This window comes from Candidatus Aalborgicola defluviihabitans, from assembly GCF_016705985.1.
GTDB lineage: Bacteria > Pseudomonadota > Gammaproteobacteria > Burkholderiales > Burkholderiaceae_C > Allorhodoferax > Allorhodoferax defluviihabitans.
Genome location: NZ_JADJKN010000006.1, coordinates 530,523 through 543,724, shown reverse-complemented (window position 1 = coordinate 543,724; position 13,202 = coordinate 530,523). Strand labels below are relative to the sequence as shown.

16 protein-coding genes and 1 pseudogene are annotated in these 13,202 nt (G+C 53.6%); 2 read left to right on the top strand and 15 right to left on the bottom strand.

The genetic code is table 11. From position 1 onward, the window contains the following. The 5 genes from IPI80_RS10260 to IPI80_RS10240 form a co-directional block, all read right to left on the bottom strand. Window positions 1-620: hypothetical protein (locus IPI80_RS10260; protein WP_413859711.1), on the bottom strand; the 620-nt coding region annotated here is incomplete at its 3' end. Continuing rightward, the gene (locus IPI80_RS10255) at window positions 621-896 is read right to left on the bottom strand and encodes a hypothetical protein (RefSeq protein WP_413859709.1); all 276 of its coding nucleotides are present in this window, start codon (window positions 894-896) and stop codon (window positions 621-623) included. After that, window positions 868-2,094, bottom strand: a complete 1,227-nt coding sequence (locus IPI80_RS10250; RefSeq protein WP_413859707.1) for a hypothetical protein — start codon at window positions 2,092-2,094, stop codon at window positions 868-870. The genes IPI80_RS10255 and IPI80_RS10250 overlap by 29 nt, the downstream gene beginning before the upstream one ends. 243 nt (window positions 2,095-2,337) lie before the next feature. Next, window positions 2,338-2,655: an ATP-binding protein gene (locus tag IPI80_RS10245; protein ID WP_413859705.1), complete on the bottom strand. Its 318-nt coding sequence runs from the start codon at window positions 2,653-2,655 to the stop codon at window positions 2,338-2,340. A gap of 705 nt (window positions 2,656-3,360) precedes the next feature. After that, window positions 3,361-3,726: an HNH endonuclease gene (locus tag IPI80_RS10240; protein WP_413859703.1), complete on the bottom strand. Its 366-nt coding sequence runs from the start codon at window positions 3,724-3,726 to the stop codon at window positions 3,361-3,363. Window positions 3,727-4,009: 283 nt separating this feature from the next. Between IPI80_RS10240 and IPI80_RS10235 the strand changes: the two genes are divergently transcribed. Beyond that, the gene (locus IPI80_RS10235; RefSeq protein WP_413859701.1) at window positions 4,010-5,146 is read left to right on the top strand and encodes a hypothetical protein; all 1,137 of its coding nucleotides are present in this window, start codon (window positions 4,010-4,012) and stop codon (window positions 5,144-5,146) included. Continuing rightward, window positions 5,112-5,282 carry a hypothetical protein gene (locus tag IPI80_RS10230; RefSeq protein WP_413859699.1) on the top strand — a complete coding sequence of 57 codons (171 nt, stop codon included), beginning with the start codon at window positions 5,112-5,114 and terminating at the stop codon, window positions 5,280-5,282. Before IPI80_RS10235 ends, IPI80_RS10230 begins: the two co-directional genes overlap by 35 nt. 221 nt (window positions 5,283-5,503) lie before the next feature. Here IPI80_RS10230 and IPI80_RS10225 read toward each other — a convergent pair whose 3' ends face one another. From IPI80_RS10225 to cadR, 10 genes and pseudogenes are all read right to left on the bottom strand, one after another. Continuing rightward, window positions 5,504-6,223, bottom strand: coding sequence for a DUF6946 family protein (locus tag IPI80_RS10225; protein ID WP_413859697.1), 720 nt, complete (start codon window positions 6,221-6,223; stop codon window positions 5,504-5,506). A gap of 88 nt (window positions 6,224-6,311) precedes the next feature. Then, window positions 6,312-7,925: an ATP-binding protein gene (locus IPI80_RS10220; RefSeq protein ID WP_413859695.1), complete on the bottom strand. Its 1,614-nt coding sequence runs from the start codon at window positions 7,923-7,925 to the stop codon at window positions 6,312-6,314. Continuing rightward, on the bottom strand, window positions 7,922-8,458 hold the full coding sequence (locus tag IPI80_RS10215; RefSeq protein ID WP_413859693.1) for a hypothetical protein: 537 nt from the start codon (window positions 8,456-8,458) through the stop codon (window positions 7,922-7,924). Before IPI80_RS10215 ends, IPI80_RS10220 begins: the two co-directional genes overlap by 4 nt. A 12-nt stretch (window positions 8,459-8,470) precedes the next feature. Beyond that, entirely contained in the window at window positions 8,471-9,388 is a 918-nt protein-coding gene (locus IPI80_RS10210) for a site-specific integrase (RefSeq protein ID WP_413859691.1), read from the bottom strand. A gap of 150 nt (window positions 9,389-9,538) precedes the next feature. Continuing rightward, complete coding sequence (locus IPI80_RS10205; protein WP_413859689.1) at window positions 9,539-9,928, bottom strand: helix-turn-helix transcriptional regulator; 390 nt, start codon at window positions 9,926-9,928, stop codon at window positions 9,539-9,541. 467 nt (window positions 9,929-10,395) lie between these two features. Beyond that, entirely contained in the window at window positions 10,396-10,620 is a 225-nt protein-coding gene (locus IPI80_RS10200; RefSeq protein ID WP_413859687.1) for a DUF2835 family protein, read from the bottom strand. A 24-nt stretch (window positions 10,621-10,644) separates the two neighbouring features. Further along, on the bottom strand, window positions 10,645-10,911 hold the full coding sequence (locus IPI80_RS10195; RefSeq protein WP_413859685.1) for a BrnA antitoxin family protein: 267 nt from the start codon (window positions 10,909-10,911) through the stop codon (window positions 10,645-10,647). Further along, a complete protein-coding gene (locus IPI80_RS10190) occupies window positions 10,895-11,194 on the bottom strand; it encodes a BrnT family toxin (protein ID WP_413859683.1) in 300 nt (99 codons plus the stop codon). The genes IPI80_RS10195 and IPI80_RS10190 overlap by 17 nt, the downstream gene beginning before the upstream one ends. A 51-nt stretch (window positions 11,195-11,245) precedes the next feature. Continuing rightward, window positions 11,246-11,467, bottom strand: coding sequence for a hypothetical protein (locus IPI80_RS10185; protein ID WP_413859681.1), 222 nt, complete (start codon window positions 11,465-11,467; stop codon window positions 11,246-11,248). A gap of 884 nt (window positions 11,468-12,351) precedes the next feature. After that, window positions 12,352-12,783 (bottom strand): annotated as a pseudogene (gene cadR, locus IPI80_RS10180) (Cd(II)/Pb(II)-responsive transcriptional regulator). Window positions 12,784-13,202: the final 419 nt, after the last annotated feature.

The following is a 13,202-nucleotide window of genomic DNA, read 5'->3' as shown; positions in this document are numbered from 1 at the left end:
AATATGGTATTTATCGTTGAAGTCGCTGCTTGAGAGGCGCGTGTCTCCCACGCGCAAACGAGTCGTAACTGGTGGTTGTCAAGTGCTTTTGTTATCTCGATTTGGACCTTATCAATACCAGCCACTGCGGCTGTAATCAGGTCACGAATACTGGGCTTTTCAGATATGACATCTGAAATGAACTCACCCTTCTTCATCAGTTGAATACTTAGTGGGGTTGGTCGCCTGCCGTTCTCGCCCAATGATTCATGGTTGATTCTCTGGCGAATGTAGGTGCAAACATCATCAACAACGTCGGTCACACTACTCCACAAAACTAGCCCGTAAGGGATTGTCGTAGGTGGCAATATATGAGTTAGTACATCTTCAATGAGCGTCGCACCCAATACCTTTGGGTCCGGATTTGTGCCAGGGAAATTGCGTATGTTCAGATCTGAGATGATTAGCCGAATTCCTTCATACCCCTGTTCTGGCGGCTTTGGCAGCAAAGAATGGCTTTCGTTATCGTACAAATGCCAAACGCACGGAATACCCGATACGGAAAGTGCGTTCGCGATGGCGAATAAATGCTCTGCGTTATCGTCGATCACAACGACTCTAACTGGCGCTATCAATTCCATTTATTTCCCCCCAAATCGCATAACAACAGCAGCACCGTCAAGCGCCACTGGTACATCAAGTTCTTCTCGCAATTCTTCAGCGTTGCACAACGTCAATATGCCGCCCATCTGCTCAGTCACCATGCTGGCAAAGTAGAGCCCGAGCCCCATGCCATTCGGTCGCTCAGAGAAGAATGCGGTTCGCGCCTTGCCAAGTGCGTTCTGAAAACCCTGGCCGTTGTCAATTACAGCAATCAGACTTGAACCATCATCTTCCCTGTGCTGAGTCAAAAACACGTATGGCCCGAGACCCATTGCTGGCATCCAACTCTTGCCGAACCTTTGTCCAATACATGGCGTTATCGAGCAGATTACCAATTGCACCGACCAACAAGTTTGGAGCCGCTTTTATCTTGAAGTCAGGCTCCTCCTTGGTCAAAACGGGGGCTGAGAAGACAACGCTGTGAAAGGCGAAGCGGGACTTACGAACTCTTGTCGCTTGCTCAATGACTTCTGAGCAGAAGATGCTTTTTGCCGGATTTTTCCGCAACAGCGGCGCGAACCCATGGAGCATGTAATGAATTTGCTCGATTTGTTTCTTTATGGATTGCTCATCCAGTTTCCGCTCTACGGCAGCGGCAAGGGCGTCAACCTCCCGTTCGATCTCATGAAAAATTACAGCCAGATTCAATCCCGCTGTACCCGCACTAACCATCACATCACGAAGTTCGGTGTATTCCCTTTCAATCGCATCAATTTCCCGTTGAAAAGCTTTTGGTATGTTCTTACTCTTGACTCCAGCCTTGAGTGAGTCCATAGCATCCAAAAATCTAACGGGAGCTACTGCCGTACCTTTGCCGCGAATGACGTCATCCAGCGCCTTTCGATCATCAATTGCCACGTGCTCAAATCTTTCAAAAGCACTTAAGACTAGTTTTACGAATCGAGGAAATGCGCCTCCACCATCAAATCCCTCCCGGTTAGTTTTTTCCTTTAGCAAATAGCTACTTTCCAGGTCCAAGCTAATAGCAGCGACAAGAGAATTCGTGCCGAAGCGGTCCCCCGGTCGGTTGATTCGCCGAACATTCAAGCCCAACCAGTCGTCGGAGGGTTCACCGTAATTGAAAACGCGAACGTTATCCCGATACACCCGAACACCCGTTTGATCTCTTAACCAATTCTTCAACTGCGTTTGATTCCCCGTTGCCTTCAATACTTCCGGCCCCTGGTGATATCCGTAAATGACTCCCTTTATAGGCCCGATGCCTTCCAAAAACCGGGACTGAAATACTGCACTGGTCTCCTCCCTGCCATCCGTTGGCTCATCATGACTGGCATCCAACAACAACACATCGTTGTTTTTGGAAAGTGTTCGACCAACTACAGACTTCCACAAAGGCGGTTTGAACTTGTAGTCCCAAGAGAATCCACCGTCATCTATTCGAAACGAAAACTCCCAAACTGCTTGATCTTTGAAATCATCTGAACCAAACATCCCTGCAAGTCTTTCTCCCTACCAGAACCGAAAGCAAAACAGAGAAGCTGTCGTTTGTAGAAAACGGACTGCCAGAGAGGTCACCAATCGATTGAGCTTGCGAAGATCGCCCGGGAGCCAGCGTTCTCTGTAAAGACCACTGATTTCAATCTGCGTACCTGTTTGATCGCCAAGAAAAACACTCGGGACATCACGCTCCTCCACTTGCACACTCAACTGATCCAAGTAGGCGCCTTGGCCAAATCAAATCGTCCAGTTGATATGCAAACGGCATTCTTTGGCGCCGCGTTTTTTCGTTACCAATGTAAGCTGCCTACCCAACTTGAAGGCGGCAACCCTTCCGACCCCCTTCTCACCCAATGGGAGGCGGTGGAAATGCGGTGATCGAAAACGTTGCGCTTGTCCGCGCTTGGAGTCAGTAGCAAGTACCAACCATTTTGACTGAAGATCTTCCAGCGTCATACCATCATCATCTTGAACCGCAACGGTTTGAATTGCTTTGTTCAAGTCAATGGTTACCGAAACAGATTTAGCATCGGCGTCATAACTGTTCTTGACCAATTCAAAATCGCAAGCCCATCGCCCCCGATCAGTTCCTCCCCAAGTAGGCGTAGCACGTGGCTATTTGCTCGAAGAGCCACTCTTATTTGCTTTGTTTCATTCATAGAGATTCTTGTAACTTCCAAAACAATGGTCCTATTACACCCGAATTTGTTTGCCCAGACCGGTCCGGACCGCAGCACCTGTACACCCGCCTCCAAAGGGCGTCAGCTCTTGAAATAAGTCATAAATGGTTCTCGACTTTGAGGCAGTAGTTTGTGTGGGAAGCTGTCTGGGCGACGAAGCCGGTTTGATCAAATTGCGCCGGTGGTCAGGTGTGGCTTATCTGCATCGAGATTACGCCTATTGACACTTCTTCTTTGAATTGCCACTTTGTTCTTGGGAAGAAGTAACTCGTGCCCTTGGTGGTAAGAACAATCTGACCATGTCAGTCACTAAAAATGCCGTTGCAGCCGAACGCTACTGCTAAAGGTCATTGGCCAAATTGGATTTGCGAAATATTCACCATAAACCAGGCGGCGACCGAACTAGCTGACTAGTGATAACTCGTTTTGACGACAGCTAGCATTGACTGATGCCGGTCGGGGGCAAGTTGCACTCAACTCCCGGCAACATCGTTTTGGTTATAGATCGATACCAGAGGCCGGGGAAAACAAGGCAAGCTGGTCCTGCGAAGTAACCATGCTGGCCATAGACCGCGCAGCTTCAGTTGAGATCTCTTTGGTAGAGACCAACGGCAGGATGCCATCGTAGTTTGCAGATCAGTTGAGATACACGTTTCTTGTATTGTGCTGGGCTCGGTGCCTTGTCTTGTCGCTTCCAATGGCGCATTCGGTTGCACCATACACACGCAGCCGCGATGTTTTGTGCCGTGTCATCGCCACCATCCTGCTGGGCGATCAAGTGTTCCGCCGTGCACTGCAGATGCTTGGCCTTTCGCAGGCTAATGCCGTATCGAGCCGTGAATTCGGTCGGGTCAACTTCCCAGATGGGGAGCGTGCAGTAGAAGCAGCGGCAATTTTGGCGAAAGAACGCCTGGTGGCGGAGTTTTCGAAGTGTTTTTGGGTTCATGGGAACTCACTTGGTTTAACAAGCAAATCCCCGTTGACGTGTGCACGTATGGCGGGCGCCGTCGTTCAACGTATCGGCGGTGCATGGGCTAAGTCCAATGCGGTCGGGGGTCGCGATTCCCGAGCCTCTGAATTCTAAGGAACTTGCTGGAATTTCGCAAGTCCGAGCCTTGTCCAATGAGGTGTGAGCCTGAACGCCGGGCGTATTTCCAACCAGAAATGAGCCTGAAGCAGCGAGTTGGCAATTGAACCCGGGGCTTGATCATCCAAGAATGGTGATCAACATGGACGAAGCCAAGCTGCGCACCATTGCGCAACTGCAGGAGTTTTTGGACGCAACACTGGAGATCAGCTTTACGGGAACGCCTGGCAACAACGATAGCCAGCGCTACGAACACATCAGCCGCGTACTCAAGCGTTTTGAGTACCCTGGGCGCGGCAAAGGTGAGCGTGGGGTGGTGCTGGCGTACCTGAGGCGCACCAGCGGCTACAGTCGCGCCCAGCTCACCCGGCTGGTCGGACGTTGGGAGGCCAATCGGCTGGCTCCTGTGCCCTTGGCAAAGCGCTACGGTGCGCCTTCAATCCCCTTTGCCCGCAAGTACAGCGCCGCTGACGTCGGACTGCTGGCCCAGATGGATCGGGCCAACGAAGATGTCTGTGGACCTGCCATCGTGCACCTGCTGCAGCGCGCCTTTGTTGTCTATGGCGACCAGCGCTACGAGCGCTTGTCAAAGCTATCGGCATCGCACCTGTACAACTTGCGCAAAAGTGCGGGCTATCGGGCATTGCGCACCAGCTTTACCAAGACCCACGCCGTGTGCAATCCCATTGGTGTACGCAAGGCACCAAGGCCCAATGGGCGTGCTGGCTGGGTACGCATTGACAGCGTGCACCAAGGCGACCTGGATGGCATCAAGGGGGTCTACCACATCACCTGTGTGGATGCGGTGAGCCAGTGGCAGGTGCAGGCCTGCGTGCAGGGCATCAGCGAGGCCTTTTTGCTGCCGGTGCTGGAGATGGTGATTGCGCAGTTCCCATTTCAAATCGACGGCTTCCACTCGGACAACGGCTCCGGAGTACATCAATCACAAAGTGGCAAAGATGCTGGAGAAACTGCGCATCGAACAGACCAAGTCACGTTCGCGCAACAGCAACGACAACGCCCTGGCGGAGAGCAAGAATGCCAGCGTCGTGCGCAAGCATATGGGCTACAGCCACATCCCCCAAAAGTACGCCAAGCCCATCAACGTGTTCTACCAGGAAGTGTTCAACGAGTGGCTCAATTTGCATCGCCCCTGCCTCTTTGCAATCGAGGTTGTCAGCGACAAAGGCAAGATCAAAAAGGTCTACAAAAAGCAGGATGTCAAGACACCTCTAGAGTGTTTGGTGCTGCTCAACAAAACCGATTTGGTGGTTTTTAAAAGCGCAACAACCCTCGAAGAACTTGTGCTCAAGGCCAAGGGAAAGAGCGACTTGCAGGCCGCCCAGGAGATGCAAAAGGCCAAGGCCGAATTGTTTGAGTTGTTCAACAAATCAGGGTGTAAAAACCAGACCTGAGTTGACTCAACGGAGGATAAAAAAACACGCGCGCCGGGGGGGGGGGCCTCCGGCGGCCTGGCAGGGGCCTGCAATGAAGAAATTTAGGCCCCAAACCCGGACACCTTAAACTTCCAGTTTTAACCAAATCAAGTCAACCGGCAGCAGTTACCAGTTGCAGAGCTGCTCAGGCTCATACCTGGATTGGAAAATACTGTCCGTGACTGCCAGTACCTACAAGCCTACACACTTGCGTCAGCGACCTGTCTGTCGGTCGCTGGAACGCAATCTACCCAACCAATGAGCAGTGGCAAGTCTGTCTTGCGTTTGCTTCGCGCCACCGCATTGCGAACCAAATCCACTTCCATCAGGGTGCAGAACCTGGAGAATTCATTAAAGCTCGCCTCATCTGCCTTGCCACCAAAACTTTGCACGATCATGACTGCGATTGATGCGTTAAACCTTCGCGCTTCCAGAAGCGGTGACGCCGTTCGATGCAGCAATTGATAGCGAATGCCCTCCAAGTTGGCCTGCGAAATTCCAAGCGTGTTCTTTAATGATGCCAGCCGCTGCGGCTTCCTGCTATTGATCGGGGCGTCCCGCAGCCATTCGTCCACAAACTTATCAAAAGGCTCGCCGGATTTGGCCTCGACAGCCATGGAGGCGGTGCCAGTTGGCAATCTCAACAAGGTCCAAACGTCATTTTGAGATGCGTGCCCCCCACCTTCGATCTGGACCTTGTGCTCTGGAATTCCCACAAGCAGGCTTGCATTTCTGGACAATTCGTTGGAGTCAAGGGCTTGGGCTATGCCTGGCGGCAGGCCGCGATCAGAGGCCCGTGCTTGCTCCCATGAAACTGCGCATTCAAAAGCTGATTTACCACGCACCCAGTGTTTTTCGGGGTCGCCTAACAGTCTGCGCCAGTCGCAGGGTCCCTGAGAAGGTAAGAAGAGATGGCTCATGTTTGCTCAGGTCAGTTGATACATCGTACCCCGTTTCGTGGGGCTTTCACTTCGATAGACCGCAACTGGATGGTGACGAACAACAGGACTATTCGCCTTGCTGGAGGGGGGCAGTGCTCCTACCAATGCGATTCAAAAGCTCTCGCTCAGACATCCAGCGCCGCACGCTCTGGCGCAATTTCGCCTCCACAATGCAAAACGATTCACCGTGATGCTGTTCCCAAAGGTGGGCAACTTCATGGAACGCCAAATCCAGTGTGTCTCCGTGCCGGAACCCAGTCTCAGTGGTCAACAGCATCGGGTTGACAAAAACACGGTGTGGCTTACCGTCCGCGACTGAAACAGCGCAAAGCCCTTGGGCGTTGTCAACAAAACAGAACCCGGCATCCACACGTCGCCCACCATGAAACGCCTGCAAGTCGGTAACTCTGCCGTGAAAGTTGTTCCAATCAACGGGCAGTCCGAATCCATCGAATAGCGCCACACCGTTCGTAATTGCCCAATCGCAACAAAGGATGGTAATCAGCGCAATACGCCAACTATGGGCCAACTTGGCGTTGCGTTGCTTGTTCAATTCAGCGACCAAGGCCGGTGCGGTGAGGTAGGCCTGGCTCCCGGCTGACCGTCGTAAGGAAAGCGATTCGACTTTTAGATGAAAGTTTGCCGGGTAACGGTCATGAGTAATGCGCCTGAGCGCCGCAGCGTAGCCTGCAACTGACTCAGGTTCGACAGCTTCCGTGCACACCATGAGCAGAGGTGTTGTCGGCCTTCCACTGGTATCGCCGCCAGCGTCAATACTGTTTGGAATGATCCGCGCCGCGTCCACGCCAGCTTCAAAGTTTATTGACAGGTCCAGCGCCTGACCATAACGAACGGCACTCTGGTTTTGCACCAGCCCACTCACCACTTTGGAAAACTGTTCACGCACAGCAGAACTGAACCCGTCACGATTGGCCGTCAATACCGTGCTGCCCGCGTCAAGTTCAAGCCCGCCACTCAACGCACTCTGGTTGGCACTGGAGTAAAAGGTCTCGGTGAACATGGGTAAACCCGCCACTGACACCACAAATTCGGACCGGCTACTGCCCGCAATTTCGTCGTACCACATGGGACCCAGCGGGGTTTGCACGTAGAAGTTATAGACGGTTTCGTTGTTTTGAGGCAGTTCCTGGCCGTCAAGGAGAATCGTCACCGGGCGACCAGTGGCATATTCCATGAAGCAGGCTCGGACATAGGTTCTGATCCGTTTGTGCCATGAATCCAGCATCAAAGCTTCATCAGCCAAATCGACCGTCATTCTGCTGCCGTCAATACGTCCACCATCGATCTGCAAACGGAATTCACTGCCACTGCCTTGAACTGTCAAGTCTCGGGTCTGTATCGTGTAGGCATGGTGTGCAAAGAACAAAATGGCCTTGGCTATGCCAAAACCGCCAATTGATCCCGCTGGCTTTCTGGAACCGCCCATACAGAGCAGCACGTTTTCCAAAGTGTCACGGTCCATGCCGATGCCATCATCATCAACGTGGAGTTCAATCCGGCCAGCGGCATTGATGGTCAACCTGAAGTCGATGGTGGTGGCCTGCGCGTCGTAGGCGTTTTGAATGAATTCGCGGATCATTGCCCAGCGCCAGTCGGAATATTCAGATTTCGCCTTCTGAAAATAGCTGTGCGGCACCTGCACTTGTCGAGTTTCGTTCATGATGGGCGCTCCACCGACTGCTGGAATCCTTTGGCGGGTACAGCATTTCTCGGGGCAACAGCACCAGACGCGAGCCACGATTCAAACTTTGTCGCGTCAATGACGATCTTGCGTTGCCCTGCTGGTCGGACGATGCAGTCGATCATCCCGTTGGATCGCAAACCCGCTTTCGGGTATTTCGCGTAGGCCTCTGCTTGAGCAATCAGATGTCGCAATGACTTTTCTGAAAAGCATGGGAAACGAGCAGAGGTTTCCTTGACAGTAAGCCAACGCCGTTGTTCCAGTGGCAGCGACTCGATCTTTGGTGCGATCAAGGTTTGCCGCCGTCTTTTCGGCGTAGCAATCACCGAATCAGAACCCATATCGCAATGCAAGCCCGCTTTGCCAAAGTGTGCGCGAGTCTCGGACATGCCACCCGCTGGGGAAGACGGTTTGGCGTTGGCCTGACTATGCGACGGACCAGTGAAACCAACTGCCCGGGAAATCTGCTGCACACGGAGGACAACCCCAGCAAGAATGAATTTGATGTTCATGGCAGGCCCCTTTCACAACAATGACGGAATCTGCCGCCGTTTTCCAATGCGGACGTACTTCTGCAAGGTCGCCTCACTGCGGTGCCCGGTTTGTTGCATGAGCTGGTAGCTTGGGATACCTGCCAAGGTTCCTGCTGTGGCAAAGCCGGCCCGTAAGCTGTGACCCGAGTACGAATCGGGGTCACGACCTGTCAGCACAATGATCCGCTTGACAATCTGCGCCACGGCATGCGCGGTCAGTGGTTTGTTGGCGATCTGGTCGTGCCGGTTTACCGGCATAAAGATGTAGCCGGATTCATTGCCACACACCTCCTGCCAGTGTTTCAGTGCCTTTACAGGGCAGCGATCACCAAAGGCAACCGGAATGAACTTTACGAAACCTACGCCGGTTTGATCGACCTTGCTGGACTTCAAAGTGATTTCAATACCGCTTTCCAGCCAGGACACATCAGCCCAAGTGAGTGACACCAGTTCACTTCTGCGAAAAGCACCAGCCCAGCCAATGGCCAGAAGCGCCATGGTGCGTGCCGCCTGCGCTGGTCGTCCCTTGGCGGCGGCAGACCACATGTCAATCAGCGTGTTTTTTTCAATGGCGGTTACCTGCCTTTGACCAACACCCAGGCTACGGCGCACACCTTTCATCAGTTGCTTGATGCGCGGGTCATGAACGGGCGACTTGTGACCGCGCTCCAAATGTTCGACGTGCAGGCTGACCAGTCGCTTTTCGATGGTAGCCACGGCGAGGGAGGTTGCCATGGTTGTGATGAAAGTGACCACTTGATCGACCGTGGCCGGAATAGTGCCCCCGGCAGCCAGGTAATACCGAATGTCTTTGGCGTATTCGGCTCGGGTTGAAACTGCCTTGGCGGCGGCGACATAGTCTTCTTCGGTCAAAGCTAGAGCCTGACCGATCTTTCGATTCGGATTCATGGTGTGTTCTTTCGGTGAAATGTCGTCAAAAGCCACGCAAACTGGCATACGAAAAGTGCAGTTTTTCGAAGCTTTGCGGTATTGAAAAATGCGGCGAAGTTGCCGCTGGTGTTGTCAGGCCGGATGGTCGGTCCTGACTGTGACCCTTTGTCAGAGGCGTCTTGGTGAGCGCACGAGTTGGGGTTTGCTGACCGTTTGCAATGGCCCATGTTTTGAGGCGGTCTGACCCATCGTCAACGAGTCGCTGGTGGACGGGGCAGACGGCGGGCGGGAATCGGTCAGCGTTTTAACGTATTGCGTCACGTCACTGAGTAGCCAACGTGCCGCTGCTCGGCGACTAGTTCCGAGTTTCAGTGGTCGTGCAAATTTTCCGGTGGCCACCAGCTCGTAGATCTTCGACTTTTGCAGCGCCAGCATTCTGCAAATATCGGTCATCCTGACGAGCTGCGGAATGGTGTTCTCCGGATCACTTGGCGGTTCCTTGGTCGTTGGAATGTTTGGGGTTGAGGTCGCTTGATTGCGGTTGCGGACTTGGCTCATTGGGTGTGCTCCATGGTGGGTTGAGCCGCACCAGTAGGAAACAAGCGTCCAGAAATGCAAAAAGCCATGACTGTGAGGTCATGGCTTTCGCTGATTTCAGTGGTTTCTGGCGCTTGATGCTGGCGCGGCACGGCGCGTGATGCGCCGTGCGCTCAGTTTACGTGGACCATTTTGGCCTGTCAAAAATGAAATACTTTGGTGCTGTGCGACGTCTTATCCTGGTTTTCTGGTTTGCCCAAATGGCAATGGTGGATAGCACCGCGTAAATCCTCTACGTCGGTCAACCGCCGAGTCACCGCGCTCGCATGCAATGGAGGTAGCGAGCCCAGACCGCCGCCCGGTGTTGAGTTCCGGTGACTACTGTGTAGAGCACTTACTTGTCGGCCACGGGTGGCGAATCCCATCCAATGCGGTGCCAGTGGTTTGGTTTCGAGAAAACGGTCAATCAGCGACCACGGAATGGTCGATCAGGACTGCCGTCGGTGGAGTTCTGACCCCTTGAAATTCTCGTCGCACGTGAGCACAAAGTCTCCGTGAATTCCGTTGACGGCAACGAATTGGGTCAGGAACGATGCCGGGAACTGCACTGTCGCTCCGTCAATGCATTGAACAACTACCTGTCTGACCGTGCCACGGTAGTAGTTCAGATACCGCTGTGCAGAAATATTGAGATGAAATTCAAATCGTTTCATGCCACTGGTCTGCCGATCAAAGCATCAGTGGCTGTGCAGCTTTTCCTGCAACCAGACCTTGATGAGGGACTGGTAGGGCACGTCACGGGCATTTGCGGCTACCTTTATCGAGTCCAGCAGGTGCTGTGGCAACCGCAGTGAAATCGTCTTGGTCGTGGGCTTCAAGTTCGGCAGCGTCACCTTCTTGGCTTTTGACCAGTCAAGGTGTTCGGTCGAATCATGCGATTCCCAGTACGCACGCTCTTGCGTTTCGTTGGCGAACTTCGGAATGGCTTTAGTCTGCTTGTTCATAAATGGCTCGCTCCTTTCGGTGCATGTCCCTGGCGGAAATCACACGGATCAATTGGCCCGCCTGGCGCAGGGTGAACGTGATGTGCAACATTCGCCCTTCATCGGTCTTGCCCAAAGCATGAAGCCTAGGTTCCTTCTGACTGTGACTGGCATCGTCCAACAGCAGCAAAGGCACGTTGAAAAACACCTGCTCAGCCTCAGCCGTGGAGACGCCGTGCTTCTCGTTCTTGCGGGCATTGCCGTCGTCCCAGTTGAACCCAATAATCTTGCTCAGGTCAATCATGAATGTATATTATCACCATATACAAAATTTGAATAACGACCATTTCATCCCTCACATTCGGTAAACCACATCGGGGCTGCCATTGCGTGTTCTCGCCGCCGCCTGAACCCGCTCCTGTGGCGTCTCAGGGGTCAGCATCAATTGCTTGGAATCCTCAATGCGTATTGCCTCCGGGTGCTCCTGCCGGATCGTTCTCTCGGATATGCGCGTGCGGGTAAACATCCAGGTGCCCGCCCATTGGATACGCCAAAAGTAGACTTCTTCAGTAATCATGGTGATTGAATGATACTGTACATAAACCCAGCTTGTCTAGTAAGATTGCTGACCAAAAGACAAAAAAGGGGATGTCAGCTATGCAAGCTTCCAACACGCGACCTGCTCGCAAACCAGTCCTGCCGATGGCCGCCTTGCCCGCCATTCGCCGGTGCGCGCAGTGGCCATTTCCGGTTGGCGTGGTACGCCGCACGTCTGGAGATATTGCCGCTACTGCGCAGGGCGTCATCGCCACTACCGCGCGTGCCTTTCTGACTCAAAAAGCATCATGTTGAACGCCGTCAAGCAAAGGCTGCAGGTAATGATTTCGAGGGATTTTCCCCGGTCCCTTTTTGTGTCTGTATTGGTGGTTCTCGTCTCGACCACCGCATTAGCTGGATGGAACAATGAACGCGACCGGGACGACGGCGCAGGGCACATGGCGTGGAACATTTAGCCGAATTACCAACTAACAGCTTTACGGCGTCTTGCGCCTAACTTTAGCTGCTGCGGTCGCCGTGCTGGCGCCGCTGAGCATTGACGTTTGAGCACTGAATAAGCCAATTTGACCGACCGTTGTCTGGAAATTTGGCTCTCCGCAATGTCTTTAAAGAGCCAGCCGCTTTTCTCTTGTGCAGTTGTTCAAAATTGAAACACCGCAATGGGGCAAATCGTGGACCTGCTTCGGGGGGCGGGTGCTGGCCAATGACAGCTTTCTGGCAGCCAATCGTATCGCCAGTTAGAAGTCGCAAGTGAACTTCGCTTCCGTGCCCAATGCCGTCCTGAAGAAATCGACAAAGCTGCCACTTACGGCGCCCTGATTAGCTCATCGGCCGCCAACTGGCGCAGCTGTTCAATTCCAAATGAGGGAAAGTGCCTCCCGCCGAACGTCTCCTTATCGTGACTCAACCCAGGTGGGTGTGACGTTCTGGCTTGGTATGGGCTGGCATGGCGGCCAGGCCCTGCAAAATGCCACAGGCATCTACCGCCCTTTTCGGTCTGGCAGCGTTGGCGCAGCGTGGCCAATTGCTCTTTCAGGTGCTCAGTTCCCGGATGCGCTCATCGACGTGGGCCATGTGCTGATCGAACACGGCATTGATGGCGCCACAACCCTCGGCGGGCTGATCTGCCAGACCCAACAGGGTTTGGATTTCTTCGTGGCTCATGTCCAAGGCTCGGCAGTTGCGGATAAAGCGCAAGCGCTCTTGATGGGCCGGGCCGTAGACCCGGAAGTTGCCTGCGGTGCGCGCGGTCTCCGGAAGCAGTCCTTCCTATTCGTAGTAGCGCACAGTTTCGACAGTGGTTTGAGCGACCTGGGCCAATTCACCAATTTTCATGACAGATTCCAAAATAGTTCTTGACTCTATAGTAACTTCAGGTTGTGTAATAGGGGGAATTTAAAACAAAGCCCTTATGACCGCACACGATCAACAGACATGCCCTGGCCAGACAACACACCCGATGGTTCCCCTGCAGAACGCGTGTTGCAGTGGGCACTGTGACAGGGGTGCCCGTCCCTGGCGCCGTCAAAGAGGCGTTGGCCAGTGCCGGGAGCAAGACCCCCCATCCGCATCCTGCAGATGGATTGCCCCACCGAAGAGGCGTTGTTGCGCAAAAAGCTGGGCGGCATGGCCGGTGTGGACGGCATGGAGTTCAATCTCATGCAGCGTGTGCTCACCGTCACGCATGAACCCCAGGCGATGAAGCCGATTCTGGACGCCATCCGTCTCGCTGGGCTTCACGCCGGAAGTCGTCG